This is a genomic window from Saliphagus sp. GCM10025334, from assembly GCF_042663485.1.
In the GTDB taxonomy this organism is placed as follows: domain Archaea; phylum Halobacteriota; class Halobacteria; order Halobacteriales; family Natrialbaceae; genus Natronosalvus.
Genome location: NZ_JBHTAF010000006.1, coordinates 131,206 through 153,660 on the forward strand (window position 1 = coordinate 131,206; position 22,455 = coordinate 153,660).

19 protein-coding genes are annotated in these 22,455 nt (G+C 54.8%); 8 read left to right on the forward strand and 11 right to left on the reverse strand.

Translation table 11 applies throughout. The features are described 5' to 3' along the window. The first annotated feature begins 117 nt into the window (after window positions 1–117). Window positions 118–1,026 (forward strand): EamA family transporter, encoded by a 909-nt coding sequence (locus ACFQO4_RS18695; protein WP_500262366.1) that lies wholly within the window; start codon window positions 118–120, stop codon window positions 1,024–1,026. Window positions 1,027–1,110: 84 nt separating this feature from the next. Here the strand turns inward: ACFQO4_RS18695 and ACFQO4_RS18700 are convergent, their stop codons facing one another. Beyond that, window positions 1,111–2,010, reverse strand: a complete 900-nt coding sequence (locus ACFQO4_RS18700; protein ID WP_500262367.1) for an EamA family transporter — start codon at window positions 2,008–2,010, stop codon at window positions 1,111–1,113. Window positions 2,011–2,602: 592 nt separating this feature from the next. Between ACFQO4_RS18700 and ACFQO4_RS18705 the strand changes: the two genes are divergently transcribed. Beyond that, complete coding sequence (locus ACFQO4_RS18705) at window positions 2,603–2,872, forward strand: hypothetical protein (RefSeq protein WP_500262368.1); 270 nt, start codon at window positions 2,603–2,605, stop codon at window positions 2,870–2,872. A gap of 135 nt (window positions 2,873–3,007) precedes the next feature. On the opposite strand, the gene ACFQO4_RS18710 is transcribed toward ACFQO4_RS18705, so the two are convergent. From ACFQO4_RS18710 to ACFQO4_RS18720, 3 genes are all read right to left on the reverse strand, one after another. Further along, window positions 3,008–3,757 carry an ABC transporter ATP-binding protein gene (locus ACFQO4_RS18710; protein WP_500262369.1) on the reverse strand — a complete coding sequence of 250 codons (750 nt, stop codon included), beginning with the start codon at window positions 3,755–3,757 and terminating at the stop codon, window positions 3,008–3,010. Window positions 3,758–3,792: 35 nt separating this feature from the next. After that, complete coding sequence (locus ACFQO4_RS18715) at window positions 3,793–4,521, reverse strand: ABC transporter permease (RefSeq protein ID WP_500262370.1); 729 nt, start codon at window positions 4,519–4,521, stop codon at window positions 3,793–3,795. A gap of 122 nt (window positions 4,522–4,643) precedes the next feature. Continuing rightward, window positions 4,644–5,657: an ABC transporter substrate-binding protein gene (locus ACFQO4_RS18720; protein ID WP_500262371.1), complete on the reverse strand. Its 1,014-nt coding sequence runs from the start codon at window positions 5,655–5,657 to the stop codon at window positions 4,644–4,646. Between the two features lie 242 nt (window positions 5,658–5,899). Between ACFQO4_RS18720 and ACFQO4_RS18725 the strand changes: the two genes are divergently transcribed. After that, a complete protein-coding gene (locus ACFQO4_RS18725; protein ID WP_500262372.1) occupies window positions 5,900–6,874 on the forward strand; it encodes an amidohydrolase family protein in 975 nt (324 codons plus the stop codon). A 345-nt stretch (window positions 6,875–7,219) separates the two neighbouring features. Next, the gene (locus ACFQO4_RS18730) at window positions 7,220–7,993 is read left to right on the forward strand and encodes an IclR family transcriptional regulator (RefSeq protein ID WP_500262373.1); all 774 of its coding nucleotides are present in this window, start codon (window positions 7,220–7,222) and stop codon (window positions 7,991–7,993) included. Between the two features lie 870 nt (window positions 7,994–8,863). Here ACFQO4_RS18730 and ACFQO4_RS18735 read toward each other — a convergent pair. Together ACFQO4_RS18735 and ACFQO4_RS18740 are read right to left on the reverse strand one after the other, a co-directional pair. After that, window positions 8,864–9,289, reverse strand: a complete 426-nt coding sequence (locus ACFQO4_RS18735; RefSeq protein WP_500262374.1) for a universal stress protein — start codon at window positions 9,287–9,289, stop codon at window positions 8,864–8,866. Between the two features lie 1,055 nt (window positions 9,290–10,344). Next, the gene (locus ACFQO4_RS18740) at window positions 10,345–11,610 is read right to left on the reverse strand and encodes an MFS transporter (protein ID WP_500262375.1); all 1,266 of its coding nucleotides are present in this window, start codon (window positions 11,608–11,610) and stop codon (window positions 10,345–10,347) included. A gap of 176 nt (window positions 11,611–11,786) precedes the next feature. Between ACFQO4_RS18740 and ACFQO4_RS18745 the strand changes: the two genes are divergently transcribed. Together ACFQO4_RS18745 and ACFQO4_RS18750 are read left to right on the forward strand one after the other, a co-directional pair. Further along, entirely contained in the window at window positions 11,787–12,914 is a 1,128-nt protein-coding gene (locus tag ACFQO4_RS18745) for an amidohydrolase family protein (RefSeq protein WP_500262376.1), read from the forward strand. After that, a complete protein-coding gene (locus ACFQO4_RS18750) occupies window positions 12,904–13,305 on the forward strand; it encodes a Rieske (2Fe-2S) protein (RefSeq protein ID WP_500262377.1) in 402 nt (133 codons plus the stop codon). Before ACFQO4_RS18745 ends, ACFQO4_RS18750 begins: the two co-directional genes overlap by 11 nt. A gap of 651 nt (window positions 13,306–13,956) precedes the next feature. Here ACFQO4_RS18750 and ACFQO4_RS18755 read toward each other — a convergent pair. The 5 genes from ACFQO4_RS18755 to ACFQO4_RS18775 form a co-directional block, all read right to left on the reverse strand. Further along, complete coding sequence (locus ACFQO4_RS18755; protein WP_500262378.1) at window positions 13,957–15,510, reverse strand: tripartite tricarboxylate transporter permease; 1,554 nt, start codon at window positions 15,508–15,510, stop codon at window positions 13,957–13,959. Beyond that, window positions 15,511–16,023, reverse strand: a complete 513-nt coding sequence (locus ACFQO4_RS18760) for a tripartite tricarboxylate transporter TctB family protein (RefSeq protein ID WP_500262379.1) — start codon at window positions 16,021–16,023, stop codon at window positions 15,511–15,513. 18 nt (window positions 16,024–16,041) lie between these two features. Next, on the reverse strand, window positions 16,042–17,085 hold the full coding sequence (locus ACFQO4_RS18765) for a Bug family tripartite tricarboxylate transporter substrate binding protein (RefSeq protein ID WP_500262380.1): 1,044 nt from the start codon (window positions 17,083–17,085) through the stop codon (window positions 16,042–16,044). A gap of 103 nt (window positions 17,086–17,188) precedes the next feature. Further along, complete coding sequence (locus ACFQO4_RS18770) at window positions 17,189–18,655, reverse strand: aldehyde dehydrogenase family protein (RefSeq protein WP_500262381.1); 1,467 nt, start codon at window positions 18,653–18,655, stop codon at window positions 17,189–17,191. A 102-nt stretch (window positions 18,656–18,757) separates the two neighbouring features. Continuing rightward, complete coding sequence (locus ACFQO4_RS18775) at window positions 18,758–19,561, reverse strand: nitroreductase family protein (protein ID WP_500262382.1); 804 nt, start codon at window positions 19,559–19,561, stop codon at window positions 18,758–18,760. Window positions 19,562–19,666: 105 nt separating this feature from the next. On the opposite strand from ACFQO4_RS18775, the gene ACFQO4_RS18780 reads away from it, so the two are divergent. Then, window positions 19,667–21,283 carry a phytoene desaturase family protein gene (locus ACFQO4_RS18780; protein WP_500262383.1) on the forward strand — a complete coding sequence of 539 codons (1,617 nt, stop codon included), beginning with the start codon at window positions 19,667–19,669 and terminating at the stop codon, window positions 21,281–21,283. Then, entirely contained in the window at window positions 21,252–22,421 is a 1,170-nt protein-coding gene (locus ACFQO4_RS18785; protein ID WP_500262384.1) for a zinc-binding dehydrogenase, read from the forward strand. Before ACFQO4_RS18780 ends, ACFQO4_RS18785 begins: the two co-directional genes overlap by 32 nt. The last annotated feature ends 34 nt before the right edge of the window (window positions 22,422–22,455 follow it).

Genomic DNA, 22,455 nt, shown 5'->3' on the forward strand with positions numbered 1-22,455 from the left:
TCTGTTCATTGTGATCGAGGGCACTACGTGTTGGTTCACATCAGCAGCGAACGTTACTTACGTCGAGAAATCAAAATAGCTAATATCGATACGACTTCCCTATAACGTGACATTCATATGGTCGTGCCTGGGGGCATTCTTACTACCGGCATCATACTCGCTCTTCTAGCGGCATCTGCACTGGCGGTACAGACTGTCTGTATTCGGTATGGGACAGTCACTAGTCGGTCCGCTGATGCGCTCCTTGTTGTGCTTCTTGTCAACGTTGTGCTCCTGTTGCCAGCAGCGTTCCTTTTCGCCAATCCGGTCGAAAATCTTACCGACCGGTCGATAGTCGCCTTCGGTGCTGCGGGATTGGTCGGTACGATGGCCGGTCGCGCGTCCTACTACGAAGGAGTCAAGCGAATCGGTGCTAGCCGAGCGGAAGCGATCAAAGCCTCTCAGCCACTTCACGGAACGCTCATTGCGATTGCCGTCCTCGGCGAGAGCATCACCGCTGGTCACTTCCTTTCGATGCTGGGGATCGTGGTCGGAGTCGTACTCATCACATACGAGTACGCACACTCGAACCGAACTACGTCCGAAACCGGCTACATAGCCCTCTTGTTCCCGCTCATAGGCGCTTTTTTCTACGGAATCGAACCGACGTTCGCCAAGTTCGGATTCTCAGAAGGAACGCCTGTGCTTTCGGGATTGGCGGTCAAGACAGCGACTGCCACAGTAGCATTCGCGGCGTATCTCGCCTGGCGGTCTGGACTGCCGCGGCCCTCCGCTATCAAGTCGAGTGAGTTCCCGTGGTTGTTCGCGGCCGGTCTCTGCAACACGTTCTTTCTCGTGAGTTACTACGGTGCCCTTGAGTTCACGCCAGTTTCGGTCGTCTTACCCCTCGTTCAGTCTAGCCCACTTATCGTCATCGCGATCTCTGCGTTCCTCGTGCGCAACGATCTTGAACGAGTTTCCTTTCGACTCGTTCTGGCGTCATTGGTTGTGGTGGCCGGAGCGGCAGGCGTGGCGACGTTACACTGACGTTTCCTGACCACGCGGGGCCATCGCATCGGTTCTCTCGGATGCCAGTCGGTGGTCTGCATCTGAGCGGATTCTCTCCTCCGGTCAGAGACTGACGATTAGAATTGTGCCGATCACGACTAGTATCACTCCAAAGGTGATCCGGCGCGTCACGTGCTCAAGATCGCGCAAGAACATTGCAGTAAGTAGCAACGACATTAGAGGGGCAGTGGCGATGATGGCGTCGACGATCGCAACACGTTCGAGTTCGAGCGCGAAGAACATTGATAAGAGAGCGCTGGCGGTACAACAGCCCGTTCCAGCGCTCCAGGCGTACGAGCGGGGGCTAGCTGCAGAAATAGCATCTCGACGAAAAAGAAGGACGTACCCCCCGAGTATAACGAGACCGCCAAAAGCGTTCACTGCGATTCCCTCGATGAGTGGGATATCTGTCCGCGTGAGCCCGTAGCGGCGCATCACGTTTCCGCCAGCGAATAGTATTGCCGTCGTGAAAGGAACAAGCAGATCGATCGGATTCCACCCCCGCACGTCGCCTCCTCTGGAGAGGGATACGAATATCAAACCCAGAACCAGGATGATGATTCCGCCTACAGTGACGAGATCGAGAGATTCGGAGAGGATTACAACTCCGAGAATTGCCACGATCAACGGCCTGCTGTTAACGACTGCCGTGTTGACGCTGGCACCCACGCGATCAACGCCCTGGTACATCACGAGGACGCCGAATCCACTGCCGACGACGCCTGCGATTAGGAATACAGCGATGTGAACGAGCGAATGATCCGTAAGAATGGTCATCTCCGAAAATACTACTGCACCCGTCCCAAAAACGACCACCGACACCACGGCTACCGTCAGCGATACGGCTAGTGGATTCCCTCCAGATTCGATGCCGCGTTTTGCTAAGACGCCCTCCGCGCCGAAAAACACAGCTGCAATGAGTGAGGACCCAAGCGCAACGGGCGCGATTGTAGAGGCAACCATTAGTCAGGAGTACTGCTAACGGTATTATGTAACTTTACATATGCGGTTCGCGTCAGTAGCTATACTAGATTTATTGGTGAATCCGGCCTGAGACGGTCATGCCGTGGAACGCACAATTCATTTGAGTCGGCATAATGGGAGTGCCACCACTACGTTGAACAGCGCAGGTCTGTTACGATATCGTTGTGGACGATATCGGAGCTTGACCTCGACGTACCTAGGTTCGCCTTCCGAACGAACGTCGCTGTGCACCTGTCTAAATGGCCCAAGTGGGCTGATCTATTTGACGTTCTCTAATTCATCCTTTGGAAATATTGGAACAAATTTCGGATATCGACAAAGATCTATTGTCGGAACATACCACAACTGATCGAATCACACATGGTCAAACCGGGAGAATCGCCGCATCTCCGCCAGTGCCTGCCAAATAATCCTCCGCTTCTTCAATCATATCACGAACACGATCGACAATCCTTAGGGGAACAGGTTGTCAACTTGTCGTCGAGAGTTAGACATAGTGACAGTCGCACGGCAACCCCGGTTGGGGTACATTTGGCACCAACACATCACGTCCGCCCTCAGTGACGGACTCTTGGAAAGCGAGATTAGGGCACTCCTCGGCGAGGAAAGCTGGAGATTCGGCGATGGCGCGGCTGCGTTAGTCGAATACACGACCGCAATCACGAACATGGTAGTCACCAATGAGGTCTACAACGCGCTCTCTGAACACTACCCTGACGAGAATCCCGTCGGAATTGGTCTTCTTATCATGAACTCTATTGCACTCGCTCATGGCGTCGACGGGTTCGGTGTGGAGGTCAAACACGACGAATTTGTGGGACGGGATCGTAAAAACACATAACTCGAGAGCTCTGCCTGGCGTCTTGACAAACGGGTTATGCGGTGACCAAAGCGATGGGCCCGATACCTCAGATATCAGCTGGGAATAGCGCCGAGATGGAGTGGCCACCTGCATCGATAGTCCGCGTGGTCAGGACTACAGGTATGAGATAATCTCCTTGGAGAGTTCGTTAACATCGTTGGAGTCGATGTCACGGGGATACTCGAGCGGATTGTCGATCTCCTTTTTGATTTTTGCCGGTGGTGTCGGTTCCAGGACCGCGACCGTCGACCCAAGGAAGACCGCTTCACGGGCATTGTGAGTGACAAAGATCACAGATTGATCAAGTTTCGTGATAATTTCGAGGAACTCCTCTCGGAGTCGCCTAGCATTAATCTCGTCAAGTGCACTGAACGGCTCATCCATGAGGAGCGTATCGGGTTCTATAGCTAGCGCCCTGGCAATGGACACCCGCTGACGCATCCCGCCAGAGAGATGAAGCGGATAACTTTCCAACTCGTCTTCCAGCCCGACCAGTTCGAGGTACCGCTGAATCCGCTCGTCATGCTTGGACCTGGGAATGCCCTTGCTCTCTAACGCCAGGGAAATGTTCTCCCGGACGGTCCGCCAATTCAGGAGGCGATCCTCCTGAAAGACGTATCCGATGTTATCTAGGTCGCCCTTGATCGTTCCGGATTCGTAGTTCTCTAGCCCAGCTATGCACTTCAGCAGCGTCGATTTCCCACAGCCCGACCGCCCGAGGATACACTTGAATTCCCCCTGTTCAAGGGTGAGGTCGAGATCCGTGAGGACTAATTCTAACCCACTTTTGCTTTGGTAGGACTTGTCTAGTTCATGGATTTGGAGAACCGGTTGCGATTCCGAGTCTTCGGTCTGTGTACTCATGTTTTCTTGAGCCTCCGTATCGTCTGGTTTGGTGGTCATGCTTTTCGTATCTCGACAGATGGTCTCCACGCTAGGTACCGTCGTTCAAGGTACTTGAAGCCGCCATACTCAATAGCGATCATCACTATTGTGAACAGGAGCGTCCACGCGAGGACTGCTGCCATGTTGAACCGATTGTACTCTGTAGTGAGCATGTAACCGATCCCGTTGCCGAACCCGAGGAATTCGATGATCACAACTAGCTTCCAAGCCAGCCCAAGCCCGAGTCGACCAGCTGATAACATATATGGGATGAGCTGAGGGAGAACAATATGTCGTACCGTTTTCAGGGTGCTGTAGTCGAAGACCTCGCCCATCTCGACGAGATCCGTGTTGATGTCCTTGACTCCTTCCCAGAAGTTGAGGATGATCATCGGAGTGACAGCGACAAAGACGGCTAGGTACGCTGTCAGCGGCCGGAGACCAAACATCATGACTGTGATGATCGCTGTTGCGAGCCCTGGGATGGTGAGTCCGATGATTACGCCCATGTCGAAGAACTTCTCCGCCAGTTCGGATAGTCCCATCCAGACACCGAGGACAATGCTGAACGCCCAGGCCAGCAGAAACGCGACGAGTACGCGACGAAGCGAGTTTACTAAATGGAAGAAGAAATCCCCGGTTGCAAGGATGACCCTTGCTTCCTCGAACACGGCCAAGGGCGTCGGAAGCAGGCCAGACGTCAGGTAAGCCGATGCGAACCACCACGCCACGATGAGACTCACGACAAATACCAGACGCGGCAACGCTTCTTTATAGAGGTACCGACGTACCGCTCCGGCATGCACTTCGAACCATCCGTTGTCGGTGCGAGCTTCAGCGTCAGTTACTTCGCTTCCCATTTTAATTAAATATCGACTACGATGTCTTCAGTTGGCGCGTCCGACGGGATTAGACCCAGTTCCTTGGAGCGCTCGAGTTGTTGAACGATTCTATCGACGGCGTCCTGGCCCCACTCACCGGTGTACGCCGCGGGCATCTGTTCGGCAGCGATATCGACCTGTTCTTGGTTCTCGAGTCCGATCACGTCTCGGTACTCGTCGATGATTCCCGCCGGATCGTCGTTAAACAACTGTTGAGCCTCAATGATCGCGTCGCGTGCCGCCCGCGCAGCGTCGGGATTTTCGTCGATGTATGACTGGCGAGTCGCGAACGGAACGAGTGCTAGATTGTGGCCGTAGATCTCCTCAAACCGGTCGGCGAAGTAAAATACCGGCCGCATATCTCCTGCCTCCTCTGAGGTAACCGTGACGGGAATGAAGTGCCCGTGAGCTGCGACATCACCCCGTGCATTGAACCCGTGGATCCCCCCCGGCGCGCCGGTCCGTAAGTCGAAGTCCTCTTCGTAGTCCAGTCCCATCTCTGCTAACAGGAGCCGCATGTGATTCCACATCCCGGATGGGGAGGGCATAATTCCGATGGCCTTTCCGACCAAGTCCTCCATCCCCGAGATGTCGTCGTTATTTGACGTTGTCATTATGGCGTTGTGATTCGAGAGCGCCGGACCGTACAGACGGATGTCGGACCCCTCCGTGTTAGCGGTCGCAGCACCTTGAGGGGAGAAGACGCTGGTATCAACGGCCTCGTTTTGCAGAAGTTGTGCCGCGCTTGCAGGGTCCGTCGGTTCGACATCGAACTCGATTCCATGGTCGTTGTCGATTCCCCGGTCTTTAATGATTTCTGTTAAAACTCCTAACGAGCCAGTTTCGGTTGTCCCGACGGTGACGGTCGTGTGTTCGCTATCTTCTCCACCGCTAGAACATCCTGCCAGCGCGGTGATGCCGGTCGCTCCGGTCACTGCCAGCATCTCTCGTCGGCTGATCCTATAGCTGGATTCGCCCCTACCGTCGTCTATTGCCATATACTAACATAGGTCAGCACCCACATTTATAAGCATTACGACGATTGATGATAAGGATTGGGACGAATATAACAAATCATTCCGACGATGGAGTTGGACCAGCGTCGTTCGGTTGTGGTCCTCCGAATTCAGCAATAGTTGTCGGTCTTCGGAGCCATTGAGGGGGATGTCGTGATTGATCGCTCTTCCTGTTTGTAGTTGTGGACAAGTATTAAATAAACAGCGTGAGATTCAGACAGTGTATGGTAAAACGTATTGACGCGTTCGCGCACGTATTGCCTAGAACCTTTTACGATCGGATGATGGAAGTCCACCCAACCGATGAACTGGAGGCTCTGGGAGAAGTCGATTACTTCTGGGATCTCGAAACCAGACTGTCGGATATGGACGAGTTTGGAATTGATAAACAAGTACTGACGATCGCCCGTCCCCCGATTTGGCGGGGTATAGACCCGGACGACGCCCTCGAAATGACGCAGGTGGCCAACGATGCAGTGCGGGAATACTCCGACCAGGCGGCGGACCGGTTTATCGCTGTCGGGACGCTCCCACGCCTAGACGACGAGTACCTCGACGAGGCCAAACGGATTGTCGAAGACCTCGACATGGCCGGTATCCAGGTATTCTCGAACACCGAGGGTGAACCGATTGACTCGGAGGCGGCCGAGGAGATTTTCGCGTACGCCGCTGAACAGGGCGCGCCAATCTGGTTGCACCCCCAACTGCACGAGTGGCACGACTGGGACGACCAGTTTATGCTCCACAAGATGCTCGGGTGGCCCTTTGACACATCGATCGCTATGTGTCGACTCGTATACAGCGGTATCATGGAGCGTCACCCCGACTTGGCGGTCATTCCTCATCACATGGGCGCGATGATTCCTCACTTTCAGGACCGGATGCAGCTGTTCTCCGAGATGCTCGTTGAAAACCGGGATGTCTATCCGTACCCCGTACCGGATTTCGAGGAACCTCCCATCGAGTACTTCAAGAATTTCTACGCCGACACGGTCCGTTCCGGCGGGACAAATGTTGTAGAAGACGGCTTAGAGTTCTACGGCGACGACCACCTGCTATTCGCTACTGATTACCCGTTCGGACCCGAAAACGGACGCGCATTCATGCGCGAGGAGTCACGAGCGGTCGAAGAGATGGACATCTCCGAGTCAAAACGAAACCGGGTCTGGAGTGAAAATTTCAAATCTCTCATGGGATAACTGCCGTGGCCCAGTGAACAAAACCACGCAAACGATACACGTTGAAACGCGAATCGTCTCTCACCTTCGGTGATGGTTTCTCGTCGGGTATGACTCTGTATTGCTCTCGTAGACGTCGTCCCGATCATTATTACCAGTATGTTGTTTGTCGTTATTCTCTCCACCCTGTTCGCAGTGGTCGAACTCCAGTTCTTCCTCAAGAATTGATTTGACCGGCCCCTTCGTTACCTGGCGTTAAGATTCGTAATAGAATTGTCAAGCATGTAAGTGAGAATCGTCAGATATAATCCAACCTATCCTTTGAACAGCGATATATTTTTAACGTAGCTGAGTCGATAGTGGCATATGACAACACGAGACGCCCCGAAACGTCGGGTGAAAACGTCGGACACTGTGTTCGAAATCATCGAATCGCTTCAACAGATGGACGGAGCGACACTGGCGGAGCTCGCTCAAGAACTGGACTTCGCAAAAAGTACGCTTCACAGCCACCTCGCTACGCTCAAAGACAAGGAGTACATCGTCAAGCGAAATGGCGAATACACCCTTAGCCTGAAGTTTCTTCACCACGGAATGTTCGCGAAGAACCATCACGAAATTTCGCGGGTCGGACAGCCGGTCATTGAAAACTTGGCAAACGAGACAGGGGAGGTGGCTTGGATCCTCGTCGAAGAACACGGACGGGCCGTGTATCTTAACAAAGCGATGGGGGAGAACGCGATCCAAACCCACGCGTCCGTCGGTGGTCGGGCCTACCTGCACCACCTTGCGACCGGCAAAGCGATCATGGCATACCTGCCCGAGGAGCGCGTTGAAGAGATCATTGGACGACACGGTCTTCCTTCGCTAACGCCGAACACACTCACTGACTTGGACGACCTCCGAGATGAATTCGAACAGATTCGGGAGGAAGGAGTTGCCCTCAACGACAGGGAGACGGTCAAAGGCCTGCGAGCGATCGGTGCGCCTGTGCTAGATGACGTGACCATCCGCGGTGCAGTCTGTGTCTCCGGCCCCGCTAATCGACTTACGATAAATAGATGTTATGACGAAATTAAACCGCTACTATTGGAAGCGGCTAACGAGATCGAACTGAAACTACAGTACCCCCCGATTTGAATTCCTGTGTTTTCGGACATAACGTCAGGCCACGTTCTCGATGCGATGGGTGAGATAGTCACAAACGCGGTATTCATGGTTGGAGAATTGTGACGTTCATAGCCGTCTCGAGTAGTTCTTCGAAGCCGATGAGGTACGACGGCAATCCGAGGCCTTCGGCGTCAATCTGATGGCGGGCGTTCCCAACCAGATGCACCGTCAGTGCGGTCGCCTCTCGAACGTTGCATCCAAGATGTTCGTGCCCTGCTCTCGAAGAATTGCCTCGTTCGTTATCGTAATCGTCAAATGTTAGGCGCTCTCGTAGAAGCGTGTCGCGATAGGGCCATGGGCTTGATTCCGTGCCTGTGACGGTAAACGGATCATTTGACCGGCGTAGCAGTGAAGACTGCGCCAAAGTCATCTCAACACTGACAAGTAGGCGGTGGATGGCGTTTTGGCTGTAGACCTCATCGACATCATGGCCAGAACATCATTGTCGAGCGACATTTGGATCAGGTAGTCCTCCTTGACGAGGACAGGACTCTGATACGCGGACCCGATCCTCTTGCCGCCGACCGAGTGGCGGACAGTGACGTGATTGAAGCCTCCACTACGCACCCGTTCGCGAGATGCGGTTCGCTCTCGTCCGGTCGGCTTTGGTGGAGTCTAGTTCTCTACCTCTATATTTTGAAGGTTAAGATAAAACACTGGTAGTAAAACCTGCCCTATGTGTCGGTATTAGCGTTCATTCGTCACACGCAGGCAGAGACTTCGCTTTACCTGACATAGTCTGACATCTATGAGACGGAGGGCGGCCCGGTAACCATTTCGATGAGTGTCTTTGGGTGGATAGACGTACTCTGTTTCTCCTGTTCTGGAGAATTATCTGCGCTATTCGATTACACTCACTACCGGGCTGTCGGCGTTTAGAAGTATCGACTGGGTAACACTTCCAAACACGGCCTTGCCCGCAGGGGAGCGTTTTCGCCCGCCGACAACGATATATCGGGCATCTTTCTCGTTAGCGTACTGAATCACTTCCGACTTGGGGTCGCCGACGCGACCGACCGCTGTATACTCGCGACTGCTTCCTTCAGCAGCCGTTCCGGCTTTGTTGGCGGCGAGTTCGCGGATCTTCTTGACGGAAATTGACTGTTCACCTCGTTCCGCTATTGTCGTTTCAATCTCTACGAACTCGCTTCGCGACATTACGTGGATGACATGTAACGGTTCGTCAAACGCCAGAGCCAAAGACTCGGCTTCGCTCGCGACTCGCTTTGCGCGCTCAGAGCGGTCAACTGCGGCGACGATGACCATATGAGTCCATGGTTAGACGTCACCATAAATGTTAGCTCCTTCTCTACCTATACCAAGACGCGGATGTATCCGCCGAGAAAATATTCTATATTTCATATTGGGCCTCCTGGGGAGAGTGAGGTCCACTACCACTATTATTTCCGGTATTGCTCCGCCAAGATAGCGGGCAACCGTGTCGCCCGATCGCGCAAAACAAGTTGGAGGATCAGATACTACGTAAACTGATCGGGTAGATCGGCGACTGTGCTCTGCTAACTCGTGGTCACCGCTTGCATATCCGGCCCGACCCTTTACTGAACGATTCCACGGCTCGGACCTACGCAGCCGTCGTACTCACATAGTCGTCGACGATTTCCGGTACCTCCAGAATGAGCCTCGCTTCTGTGTGCAGAGTTCCAACTGGTTTTCACCCGGTGTCAGGGGTAGGCGTAGATATTGCCGTTATAGTGCCGATCATGCCCGCGTTCAAACTTTCAGATCCGCTGACCGCGTTGTCGACGAATTAACGGACCAATTCGGCTCTCTGGTGATTCATCAGAACCGTTCGAGCGTAATACCAACTATTGTGTTCCGATCCTCTCAATCGTAATACTCGTCGTCACCCAAGCTCAGACGTTCGCACGACCGCTTTCCCGTCCACCTAGGCCGTCATCGGGCGTGGAGCGCGCGGCGCGAACACTCTCACCCGTCTCTATTCGGTCTCCACCCAGGACGAGTACTATCCGGATGTCAATTTTGAGAACCTTTCGAACAGTCGCCGGATTAGCGGTGGAGCTCGAACGAGCAACTCCATTTCGGTAGCACCGGCGGTACGGACTAGGTCATCCATTGAGTGGCTATTTGGGGGAGGGGCCGAAGTGTTCGAGATTGACCACACAAAGTCGAAGCCCAACTCCACGAAGACTCAACGGTAACCAGTAAGGGCGTCTTGGCCCGCACATCGAGTACAGTTTGATCTGCGTACAGCTTTCATTTTAACTCGTTTTCCAATTCCATACGCCATCTACTGTAGTCGAGAAAAGATATCACCTGGCACACGAGACGCACGTTGCCCGTCACGTAGCTTTTCGAGAACATTCGTCCGTTTTCACGGGCGCGATGAGGTGGCTCTTGAACAGGAGAATCGTGAATGAACCCATCGCGAAAAACAGCGCGTTGAGGACAAACCCGAGGTAGATGTTCACGAAGTCGATTACGGAACCAATAATTGCCGGTCCAATTACGCCTCCCAGCGGAAGCCCTGTGTAGACGATCCCAAAACTTTTGCCCGTGTCCACGGTGCTTGAGATGCCGTTGACGACCTTGTCTCGAGCGGGGAGTGCAAGTCCGAACGAGAATCCGATCATGGACCAGATGGCAGTGGCCACCCCGGCATGTACGCTGACGACCGGGGTAATACTCATCAGAGTCAAGACGGCAGAGATGGAGAGACTCAGGATGATAATCCAGAAAACATTGTACCGATCGGCTAACTCACCGCCGATAAGAACGCCGATGGCTGTCAGAACCAGAAACATGGTCAGTATGGTGTTTCCGGCGGCTTCCGAGAAGTCAAACCCCTCAACTAGGAAGACCGCGGTGAACGATTGTATGCCAATGTCCGCCATCGTGACCACGACGAAGAATGCGAACAGTGTGAGAATCGACGGCCGCCGAAGGACTGTGAGAGTTCTGCGGACGGAATTGCTCTCGTTTGAAGGCGCTTCGCGACCCGCCGTATCGATGTGGTCCAGATACACTGTATTTAGCACGCCCTGCGCGAAAATGGCGTACCCCACGCCCACGGCCCCGACTATCAGTAGTGCAGATTGCCAGCTGTGAACGATCCCAATTGTTCCGACGACCGGGGGCGCGGCGGCGAAGCCGATGAACCCAGCGAACGTATGCATACCGAAGCTCTTTCCTTCACGATTGGAGTCGGTCACTGCGTTTAACAACGCATAATCGGCGGGGTGGAAGGCGGACTGTCCCATACCTGCGACAAGCGCAAAGACGAGCAGATGACGGTACGAACCCGCGAACGCGATCATCATCGTACCGACTCCGGATAACAAAACTCCTAACACGAACACGTACTTCGCTCCGACGCGATCGACGAGTTCTCCAACGGGGATTTGCAGCAGGAACATCGATAAGTAGATCATCGAGATGAGGATGCCTAGTTGCGCATTCGTCGCGTTGAAGTCGGTGGCCAGCAACGGAAACAGTGGCGGTAGACTCATCAGATAAAAATGTGAGAGAAAGTGTCCGCCGTTCACCACACCGGCCGTTCGGAGGAATTCCGGTGACATCACCGAGAGTCGTCTCTGAATTGGTTGCATGTGAAGTCGATTACGGTACTATCCTAAATAATTGACCGTCTACTACGTCCCAGACGACGCGGATCACTTGGATTTATCGATACGAAGCCGGGATCGACTAACAACTGGTGATATTTGCTGGTAAACGAACCTAATTGGCGAAACATCTAAGTCGGTCTATGAGTGATTATGATATAATGAGCTTGGATAGAACAGGCCCAGAAGCGGAGGTACCACCGGAAGCATTCGATACGCGAATTATCGATATGGACTTCCATATGAACCCTGCGGAGGAGGATCTCCTCCCGTACATTGACGACAAGCGAGCGTTAGACAAGCTGACGACGGAATACGGGATGGCTCCGAGGAAAGCGAAGTGGGACGCAGCGTATGCTATCAAGGAAGGTAACGAAGGGCTGTTTACTCAGGGACGCGCCGAAACCGCCGAAGACGTAAAAATGGCGTCAGAGAAGTTCGCCATCGATGAACCGATTGTCAATGCTGGGATCAACAATGCCCCGACCCAACATCACCCGGTCCTAAAAAACCACCTTGCCAAGGCGGCGAACGACTTCCTTCTGGACCAGATCATCCCGGAGGACCTGTACGCCCTGATGATGCTCCCTCAGTGGGATCCGGAATTCGCCATCAAGGAGATTGATCGTGTCGGCGACGAGAAGGGGATAGTCGGAGCTTACGGCTGGTTCGGCCCATTCCGTCTGTTTGGCGAGCAAGACTTCGATCCCGTCTTGGCGGCGCTCGAAAAGAACGATCTTCCGCTCATCCTCCATGGATCCCTCTCGTTGTGGCCCCAAAACACCCCCGTCGGAGACGCTATGTTAACGTGGACGGAGATTCTAGGCTTTGACTGGCCCGTTCACGCTATGTTAACGACGGTGAACATGATCATGACGGGCGTGTTCGACAAGTATCCGGATCTCAACGTCGTGATCCAAGAGGGCGGCCACTGGTGGCTGCCGTTCGTTCGCTATCGAATGGATGAGTTCTACGAGATGCATCCCGAAGATATCCAGATTACGCCTAGGAAGTTTGAGGCGGAGGAACGGTACCTCGATCGCTCGCCCAGCGAGTATCTCCGCGACAACATCTACGTCTGCACGCAACCAATGTCGCCGCCTGAGCGAAGGAATGAGTTCAGAGATTTACTTAATCTCTCGATGGCAGAAGACACGTTCCTTTACTCCAGTGATTGGCCTCACCAGACGCTGGACCCTGCGACGTGGGCCTTTGGAAACTCTGCATTCGACGAGAATCTCCGTAACAAGGTTCTCCACGAAAATGCGGAAGAGCTACTTGGAATCTGACCAACACGAACTAATCAAACCCTCAAAAATGTCATCAAACGAATATCAAAAAGTCGCGGAGGCAGACGAATTGGAACCCGGAAGGGGAATGGGAATCGACGTTGGCGGTATCGAGATTGCACTGTTCAATGTCGACGGCGAATTCTACGCGATTAGTAATCGCTGTCCCCATCAGCGCGCTCCGCTGTGTAAGGTCGGCGAAAAAAAGATCAACGGCAAGAAATGCTGGACAGACGAGCGCGGGGGTGTTGACGAGAAGAACCTCGCAATCGCTTGTCCGTGGCACCTCTGGGAGATTGAACTTGAGACCGGCAAACACAATGTTTCCGGAAAGAAGATCGGTTCCTTTGATGTGAAGGTAGAAGACGGCGACGTCCTTGTCAAGATATAGAAGCTATTTCTTTTCACGCTCAGTCCAGGGAACGGCATTGCCTAACCCAGCGACAGCTATCCAGACGTGCCAGTACGTATTGTCTGTCGAGGCCACTATCAGAACTCTTTGTGATGCCGTTGGAAGTACGTAGAGCCGTTCCCGTTTCGATAATGATGTTCACATTCGACGACTCCGAACGTCAACTAATTTGACGTTTACAAAACTATGTATGTAATGAGGTGCATGTGGACTTTCACCATTCTTCAAAACACTAAAATCATCATCATACAATAGCAAACTGCGACACAGAATAACCAATTCGAAATTATCTAACGGTGTATAGCACCAAAATGGTGGGCAAATTCACACTCTATTAAATAACTCACGCTGCAATAGTCATTTTGAGTTGGGGTATCACAGGCATATGTCTGTAAGCATCTAATGCTCCGAACAATAGATCGGGCGGATATCTTGTACAATATCGAATATGGGGTGTGGAAATAATTGATGGGGGAGAGGGGGTGCATTCGGAATTACCGAACGAACGGGGTGTTCAACAAAACTATCGTAGGTCGAGCAAACGTACCGGTTACGAACTACGGTAACTAAGAACACCAAAACCGGTGACAGATGGAATGCTCACGCTAGCAGCCGAGGAAGAAATCGAGGCTACCTTTTGACGACTCGGTCCATGATCTGAACACCGGTGATAGCCTTGACGAGATTGTAGCCGATCACAATCGCTGACAAGGCGAACAGCGTTAGTGGCCCGGGATCGAGAAAGATCCCATACTCGCCGCCTGACAGCTGCAGCGCTCGCTGGTAGTTCGTCTCCAGTATCGGCGCTAGTATCAGACCAAAGACAATGTTCACTGGAGGGAACTCGAGCTTTCGTAGCATCACTGTGAGAGTACCGACGATTAGTGCGAGTACCGAATCGAGCATCTGGAAGTTTAGCGCAAAGGTTCCAATTATACTCATGATGATCACTCCCGGGCCGATTATCTCTACCGGGAGCTTAGTAAGCGGTATGAGCCTCGATGAAACGAAGTACCCGATCACGAACATCGCTACGTTAGCGATGAGGATCGCCGCAAAGAATGAGTAAGCGAGTTCTGGAGTCTCGGCGAACAATAGCGGTCCGATACGGATGTCGTAGAATACGAGCGCCCCTAGCAGGAGTGTCGTCGCAACGTTGCCGGGGATCGCTAACACGAGGGTCGGGATCAGGGCAGCCGCAGTAACGGCATTGTTCGACGCCTCGGGACCAATCACACCGTCGATCGCTCCTTTGCCGAACTTATCAGACTCCTTTGAAGATGACTGGAGATCGAAGTAGGCGACGAAGTTCGCTATCGCGGCTCCAACGCCAGGGATAATGCCAAATCCGACACCGATTAGGGAGGATCGAAGCATCGACCCCGGCCGTTTCGCCGCTTCTCGTATTCCTTCGACGAGGCTGCCAGTGGGGACGCTTATTTCCCCAGAGGGTGTTTCGCCGCCGTTGGAGGCCGCTACATCATCCGAGTCCGAGGTGATCGTTCCGCCCTGGTCGACCAGCATGATCGCTTCGCTGATCGCGAACAAACCGACGACGATGGGAACGAGCGACAACCCGCTCGACAGGTACGAGATGTCGAAGGTGAATCGCGATACGCCGGTCGTCGGGCTAAATCCAACGAATCCCAGCAAAAGTCCAAGCACAGATGCGATTCCGCCCTTTAGAAGTGCTCCGCGGGACACGGCTGCTATTACGACCAGTCCAAACACCCCGATAGCAAAGTACTCTGCCGCGCCAAACTGTATTGCTACGTCCGCGAGAAGCGGTGCGAGCAATACTAGCGCAATCAGGCTGATCACCCCACCGACGAACGAGGACAACAGTGACACCCCGAGTGCGATATGGGCTTTTCCCTGTCGCGCTAAAGGGTACCCGTCGAACGTCGTCGCTACAGATGTTGGTTCACCGGGGGTGTTCAGCAGTATCGCAGAGATCGCGCCACCGTACACAGCTGCGATGTACGCGGCGCCGAGCAGTGCCAGCCCAGCTACGGGATCGAGGCCAATCGTGATCGGGATGAGCAGTGCGATGGCGAGCGGTGGACCGAGGCCGGGAATCACGCCGAATATGATACCATACGTGACGCCTAGCAGGATCAATAGGAGTACTTTGGCCGTCAGTACGTTCTCGAGCACCGCGATGAGGAGGTTGATGTCGACCACTCAGAACACCTCTAAAGGTACGTCTAGAATGATTACGAAGACGAGATACACGAAGATACTGAGACCACCCGCACTACCGATCACCAGTTTCGGATCGCGCTTTCCGAGCGCAAGCATGATAGCGGTGTAGCAGACGAACACCGCTAATACGAGGTTCACTGTCCCAATCGCGTAGAACGCGATGATTCCGGTCAGCAGGATGATTCCTCGCTTGAATCGAATCGCGACATCGAACTGGCTCTTGCTGCCTTTCAGGTACTCACCCATCCCGCCGTTTTCGTCACGCTTCAGACTGGGGTAGAGTTGGAGAACAATCGTCTGATAGACAAGGTACGCTATGCAGAAGAAAATCCCTGCGCGAAGAACAAGGACCGGGAACTGACCTCCTCGACGAGGGTAGTCCACAGCGAGCGAGTGAAGGTAAGCAAACAAGCCGAGGAAGACGACAACTGCGAACAGCGAGGCGTACCGCTCTAGCTCCCGTTTGTCAAGATTTCGGTTTTGTAAATCCATTGGTGGATTTGTTGAGTGCTACTGCAGTTCGTTCACTGACTCCTGCAGGGGATCCAACCACGGTTCGTACTCGTCGACCAGCGATTCGAAGAACTCCTTGGCCCCCTCCGCTCCTCGTCGATCGACCAGTTCACGGCGATTCCGCGCTTGCTCCTGCCATTCCTCGACGGCAGAGGCATTCTCCATAGCCGTGCTGACAGTCTCAACGATACTGTTCGGGAGATCCGGCGGTCCAACGAGGATACGGGTCGTCCCCGTTCTGATCGGATCATCGATTATGCCCGTCTCCGGGAGCGTCGGCACGTCTGAGTAGACGCCTTGGAGTGGCTCGTATTCGTCCCGTGATGGTGCAGTGATTGCGATCGGTCGGATGTCTCCCGAGTCGATCCGGGGCCACCCCGTCGATAACGTCGGCGTGTCAATCTCGATCCGATCTCCGATTAGGGCTGCGGAGGATTCTCCTCCGCCGTTGAATGACACTGGCCGTCCTTGGAAGTCGGTCTCCTCTCGGAGGCGAAGCATAGCGAGGTGGTCGGAGCCTCCCATCGCGACCTGTCCCCACCTGATTTCCTCTTCCTGTGACGCCTGGATGACGTCATCGACTGTTTCCCATTCTGAATCCGCGTTGACTGCAATGAGGAACGGGTCGCTCGCCCACTGGTAAATAAACGTGAGTTCACTCGGCTCATAGTCGAAGTCGAACATCTTCTGCATCAGATACATGAACTCCGTCGTCATCACGCTGAGTGTGTACCCGTCCGACTCCGTTTCGTTGAAGATCCGCTCCATCGCGACGCCTCCTCCACCACCCGTAACTTGCTGTGCTGCGAGCGAGGTGCCGAGTTCGTCTTCGAGATATGGCTTTAGCGCCCGTGCAGACATGTCGATGCCACCGCCCTCGCTGTAGGGGATCCACAGGTCGATGGCTTGGTTTGGGTACTCGCTGTCATCACTGTTATCGCCGAAGTCGCTGAGGCAACCGGCCAGTCCCCCGAGACCGATTGTCGTGGCTCCTCCTACAGCTTCGAGAATTCTGCGCCTACTGGTGGTTTCTGAGCACATCTGATGTGGCATTCAGTACCATGTTATAAAACTGTGACGGTCCCGTGTCGGGTATTTCGGGTCCTCGATCCTGACGCTGACGGCCCACGAAGAAACACCGGCGTCACAATTGCACGTTCACATTCTTTGTCTGCGTGAACTCGAAGATTTCCTCGATTGCTTCCTCGCGACCAATTCCTGAACTTTTCCATCCTCCGAATGGCGCGCCTACGAAATGGGGCCCAGCGTTATTGATCCAGACATAACCCGCTTCGACCCGTTCTGCGGTTCGGTGCGCACGGGTTAGGTCGTCAGTCCAGATACTGGCGGTGAGTCCGTACTCGACGTTGTTGGCCTGCTGGATCACGTCATTTTCGTCCGACCACTCGAAGACGAACAGGAGCGGACCGAACACCTCCTCCTGAGCGATTCGCATCTCCATTGTAACGTCGGCAAACATCGTTGGTTCGACGAAGAACCCGTCCTCGTACTGCTCTCCGTCCGGACTGGCTCCGCCGCAAACAAGTCGAGCATCCGACTTCTTTCCGAGCTCAACGTACTTCATAACCTTCTCGTATTGGTCTTCTGAGACGAGACTGCCCATCTCCGTCTCCGGATCGAGAGGATCTCCCGGCTCAATCGATTCCAGGCGATTCCGCAGTAGTTCAATCCCCTCCTCGTAGACGCTCTCGTGGAGAAACAGCCGGGAAATCGACCCGCAGGACTGCCCACACCACGCGATGTTCATCCCGCCGACGGTGCCGTCGATAGCCTGTTCCAGGTCGGCGTCAGGGTAGACGATGCACGGATTTTTCCCGCCGAGTTCGAGAATGACGTCGGTGATCGTATCGGCGGCCTGCTTCTGGATGATCGATCCGGTCGGGACGCTCCCGATAAACCCTACTTTCCGCACGTCGGTGTGTCTAACAAGTTCGCTCCCCACTTCGTCGCCAAAGCCGGACACCACGTTCACAACGCCGTCAGGGAATACGTCGTGTTCCGCGATCAGCCGCGCGAGTTCCATGACGCCGGTAGAGTCTTGTTCCGGTGGCTTGAGTACGACGGTGTTACCTGCCACGAGCGGTGCCGCGATCTTGCTCGCTCCGAATAGCACTGGGTGATTGTACGGTATGATTCGGGCAACAACGCCGTAGGGCTGTTTGAGCGTGTAGTCAAGTGAGTCGTTCGAAACCGGGATCGTGTCACCCTTAATCTCGCTGGCGACACCGGCGAACATCTCCACTAGCTCTGCCGCCATAGTGGCATCGTCTTTCATCTGTCCGTATGGATTACCACTGTCGGCTGCGTCGATGGCGCCGAACTTGTCTGTCCGTTCTTTCAGCAGTTCGGCGAACTTGAAGAGCTTGTCCGCTCGTTCCTTGACTGTGAAGTCGTCGCGCCAGTGTTTCGCCGCCGCGTCAGCGGCTGCGACAGCCCGCTCGACATCATCGACATTGCCGCGAGGGATCGTTGTGAGCTGTTTGCCGGTAGCCGGGTTAATCGTCTCAAATCGCTCTCCACTGACGCTCTCAACCAGTTTGCCGTCGATCAACATCTTAGGTTCGCCAAGTGAAGGCTCTACTCGTGCCATGGATAGCTGTTGTGTTACGCGACAATAAGCTTTCGCGAAGATAGATGCTACCTTCGTGGAGATGGTGCTGGCGCTCTGCGCGCAATGTCTAAGCGACCGAGTTTACTCCTCGGTTCTGTCAAGCGGGGACGTTGCCGACGCTGCGGCATCCTCCGACTTGTACACGCGCGGGATCCAGTTTGTCTTGTCCCCGCCTTCGGCAATGTCCTCGATGTCTGGAAGGCGGCTCTCGTCGATTCGTCCATAGTGGATCTTATCCTGGACGTCGACCTTCGCCTTTGTCCGGGGGTTGCTGTCGGGCGCCGGATAGCCGATCGGTGTCGTCGCAACGGCGCGACAGTAGTCGGGAACGTCGAAGTAGCGTTCGAGTCTTGACTGCGTCGGTCGACGAGTTGTCAACCACGTCGTCCCGAGGCCGGCCGAGGCGGCTGCGAGGTGCAGGCTCATTTTTGCCGCAGCCATGCTGTGCTGGAACATCTTTTCCCGTGACCCATCGAGGAGGTGCGGCCACCACTGCTGGTACCTGGTGTCGCCGACCATGATAACGACTGCGGGTGCCTCCTGTATCGAGCCAACATTTCCGAAGTTGGGGAACCCCGGATCTGACGCTGCGCGCTTGTATTCAATTTCCTTCTGGAATGCCTCAGCGACCGTTTCCTTGTCCTCCTTGTCACGAATGACTAGAAACTCCCACGGCTGAGAGTTCGCACCCGACGGCGCCTGATTAGCGGCAGATAGGACCTGTTCGAGAACGTCGTCCGGTATTGGCTCAGGACGAAACCCACGAATGGTCCGGCGCGTCTCCGCGAGAGAGTGGAACGCATCGAGCGTTGGCACCGTTTCGTTGTCAATCCACTCGTTCCGATTCGTCTCGTGACGTTCTCGAGACTGCTTGTTCGTTCCCATACCACAATAGCACTCCTTGGTAGGTGATAAAGCCTCGTGTCCTCGCAGTCGAACGTATCGACGAAGCTGGACAAATTATAAGTATACGAGAACTTAGCATAGTGTATGGGCTATGACCGTGAATTCGACGGTATAGTGATCGGCGGAGGTCACCAGGGATTGATCTGTGCCGCGTACATGGCGAAAGCCGGAATGGAGATCTTGGTTCTCGAGCGAGAACTTCACGTCGGAGGTGGCCTCCACACTGTCGACCTCAGTTCCGAAGGGTTCCGTTACAACCTCCATTCGATCAACCACTTCAACATTACTAACACGCCTTGGTACACGGATCTGAACCTCTCTGATCACGGCGTAGAGTACATCGAACCCACGCACGAGTTCGCGCAACCGCACTCTGATGGTGATGGGCTGATTCTCTCGAAGGACAGGGACCGGACGATCGAGGTTATCCGCCAGTTCTCGGACGACGACGCAGACCAGTATGCGGAGATGAGTGAGGTCGCCAATCGAATGGTGTCGGAGATTTACCTTCCGGAGCGGTTTGACGAACCGTTACCGGCTGACGAACGGCGGCAACTGCTCGAATCATCCGAGCTCGGGCGCACCTTCCTAGACTGGACGACCGAATCAGCGTTCGACCTCGTCGACGGCTGGTACGAGTCCGACCCGCTGAAGGCGCTGCTCCTGTTTAAGCTCTCGATCTTCGGAGAGCCGGGGGAGGGAGTCGACAACCCAAGTCACAAAGGTGGTATTGCTCGCTGTTTCGACCAGCAGTACACCTATCAGATCGCACGGGGTGGGAGCCAGATGCTGGCGCTCGGGCTCGCACAAGTGATCCAGCAGCAGGGAGGGACCGTACTCACGAACAGTGAGGTCACCAGTATCGACATCGAAGACGGCGAAGCGGTCGGCGTTGAACTCGCGGACGGCAAGGAGTTCGGTGCTCGTCGGTTCGTCGCGAGCGCCGTGAACCCGCACCTCACGTTTGAGGAGTTCGTGGGGCTCGATCACCTTGATGAGTCGCTCGCCGCTGGGATCGAAGCCGAAGTCAAGGACTTTGCGTACACCGACTGGTCACTATTGGGGACCCATTTTGGGCTCGAAGAGGCGCCGGAGTACCCGACGGAGAGCGTCCCCGAGATCAACAATGCACTGAAGTACAACATCGGCCTGGAGTCAGTCGACGATATCCTGGCCGCCCACGAGAGTAAGGTAGCCAAGGATTACCCCGTTCCGGCATTCGGAGGCGGCGCGCTTACGATGTTTGATGAGACGCAGGCCCCGAGAGGTAAGCACACAGCGTACGCCTGGCAGGTCGCACCCTACGACTTGCACGGTGATCCGGAAGAATGGCGTGAAGTCGCCGATAAGGTCTCCCAGCGAACACTCGAAGCTTGGGGCGAGTACGCCCCGAATATGACGGAGGGCAACGTAGTTCACTCGCACGCGTACACGCCGCGCCAGATCCCGATGACGAACATCAACATGATCAACGGCGGGATCTTCATCGGCGCCCTCACGGATGAGCAGACACTAGACAAGCACATTGGATACAGGACGCCGATCAAAAACCTGTTCCTCTGCGGGTCAAGCGCGCATCCTGGTGGGGCGATCAATGGTGGCGCGGGCTACGTCGGCGCCAAGGTCATCCATGAGAAATTAGGAATCGACCCCTGGTGGAACCCGATTGATGTCCGAGAATCGCTCAAGAATCTCTCGTAAATACACAACAATCATGAAATCCAACGCAGCAGTACTTCAGGAACCGGTGGACGCGGACGATCTCGCTGAGGCAGCCCCCGCGGCGATTGAAACAATCGACGTCGAAGAACCCCAAGGCGACGAGGTGTTGGTTGAGATTGGAGCATCAAGTCTCTGTCACACCGATGTTGCGATTACTCGCGGACACTTAGAGGAGTCATTTCCTCTCGTTATGGGACACGAAGGCGCGGGGATCGTCCGGGAGGTTGGACCGGACGTAGAGTCAGTCGAGGAGGGGGCTCATGTGGTCCTTGGTAGGATCGCTTGTGGTAGGTGCGAGTACTGCCGTATCGGCCGTTCAAATCTCTGTAACGAGCGAACGAAGGCGCGAAAGCGCGGCACCATTCGGAGCGGTGCCATTCGATTCAACCAGGATGGCCAGAAACTGCACCATTGCCACGGCGTATCTTCGTTCAGCGAGTACACCGTCGTCTCGGAAGAAGTCGCTATCGAGATCACCGACGAGTTACCGCTTCGGCAGGCGACGTTGCTCGGGTGTGGCGTATTCACAGGCGCCGGCGCCGTCATGAACACCGCCGATATCGAGCCGGGGGCATCAGTCGCTGTGTTCGGCGTTGGCGGCGTCGGCGCGAGTGCAATCCAGGCGGCCGAACTTCGTGGTGCGACCGAGATTATCGCAGTCGATCTCGTCGACGATCGGCTGTCGTTGGCAGAGTCGATGGGAGCGACCCGGACGATCAATCCCGGGGACGATGATACGGTGGAACTGCTCCGCGACTGGAGCGGCGGCGGTCTCGACTACGCGTTCGACGCCGCTGGGAACCCGACGGTGATCGAGCAGGCGGTCGACAGCCTGCGACCGACAGGGACCGCAGTGCTAGTCGGAACGCCGCCCATAGGGAAGCAAGACGTAAGCCTCGACATTTACGACGTTGTCGTGTCCGAGAAATCGCTCCTCGGATCGTTCAACGGCTCTTACAACCTCGCAGACGCTATCCCGCGTCTCGCCGAGCTCGCCGCGGATGGCCGATTCGATCTTGAAGCGTTAATCTCAGACGAACGATCGCTCAACGAGGTCAACAAGGCAATGGGCGCTCTCGAAACTGGAGGCGGGCTCAGGCAGTTGATCATCCCGTGATCCGAAAAAGATAGTCGGAGCCACTGACGGATGC

Excerpts from the sequence above, each read along its gene's own strand:
- ACFQO4_RS18780 (WP_500262383.1), top strand. The coding sequence starts at position 19,667 with ATGGGCTATGACCGTGAATTCGACGGTATAGTGATCGGCGGAGGTCAC.
- ACFQO4_RS18740 (WP_500262375.1), bottom strand. The coding sequence starts at position 11,610 with ATGCAACCAATTCAGAGACGACTCTCGGTGATGTCACCGGAATTCCTC.
- ACFQO4_RS18720 (WP_500262371.1), bottom strand. The coding sequence starts at position 5,657 with ATGGCAATAGACGACGGTAGGGGCGAATCCAGCTATAGGATCAGCCGA.
- ACFQO4_RS18745 (WP_500262376.1), top strand. The coding sequence starts at position 11,787 with ATGAGCTTGGATAGAACAGGCCCAGAAGCGGAGGTACCACCGGAAGCA.
- ACFQO4_RS18730 (WP_500262373.1), top strand. The coding sequence starts at position 7,220 with ATGACAACACGAGACGCCCCGAAACGTCGGGTGAAAACGTCGGACACT.
- ACFQO4_RS18765 (WP_500262380.1), bottom strand. The coding sequence starts at position 17,085 with ATGTGCTCAGAAACCACCAGTAGGCGCAGAATTCTCGAAGCTGTAGGA.
- ACFQO4_RS18760 (WP_500262379.1), bottom strand. The coding sequence starts at position 16,023 with ATGGATTTACAAAACCGAAATCTTGACAAACGGGAGCTAGAGCGGTAC.
- ACFQO4_RS18770 (WP_500262381.1), bottom strand. The coding sequence starts at position 18,655 with ATGGCACGAGTAGAGCCTTCACTTGGCGAACCTAAGATGTTGATCGAC.
- ACFQO4_RS18735 (WP_500262374.1), bottom strand. The coding sequence starts at position 9,289 with ATGGTCATCGTCGCCGCAGTTGACCGCTCTGAGCGCGCAAAGCGAGTC.
- ACFQO4_RS18775 (WP_500262382.1), bottom strand. The coding sequence starts at position 19,561 with ATGGGAACGAACAAGCAGTCTCGAGAACGTCACGAGACGAATCGGAAC.
- ACFQO4_RS18725 (WP_500262372.1), top strand. The coding sequence starts at position 5,900 with ATGGTAAAACGTATTGACGCGTTCGCGCACGTATTGCCTAGAACCTTT.
- ACFQO4_RS18785 (WP_500262384.1), top strand. The coding sequence starts at position 21,252 with ATGTCCGAGAATCGCTCAAGAATCTCTCGTAAATACACAACAATCATG.
- ACFQO4_RS18710 (WP_500262369.1), bottom strand. The coding sequence starts at position 3,757 with ATGAGTACACAGACCGAAGACTCGGAATCGCAACCGGTTCTCCAAATC.
- ACFQO4_RS18695 (WP_500262366.1), top strand. The coding sequence starts at position 118 with ATGGTCGTGCCTGGGGGCATTCTTACTACCGGCATCATACTCGCTCTT.
- ACFQO4_RS18700 (WP_500262367.1), bottom strand. The coding sequence starts at position 2,010 with ATGGTTGCCTCTACAATCGCGCCCGTTGCGCTTGGGTCCTCACTCATT.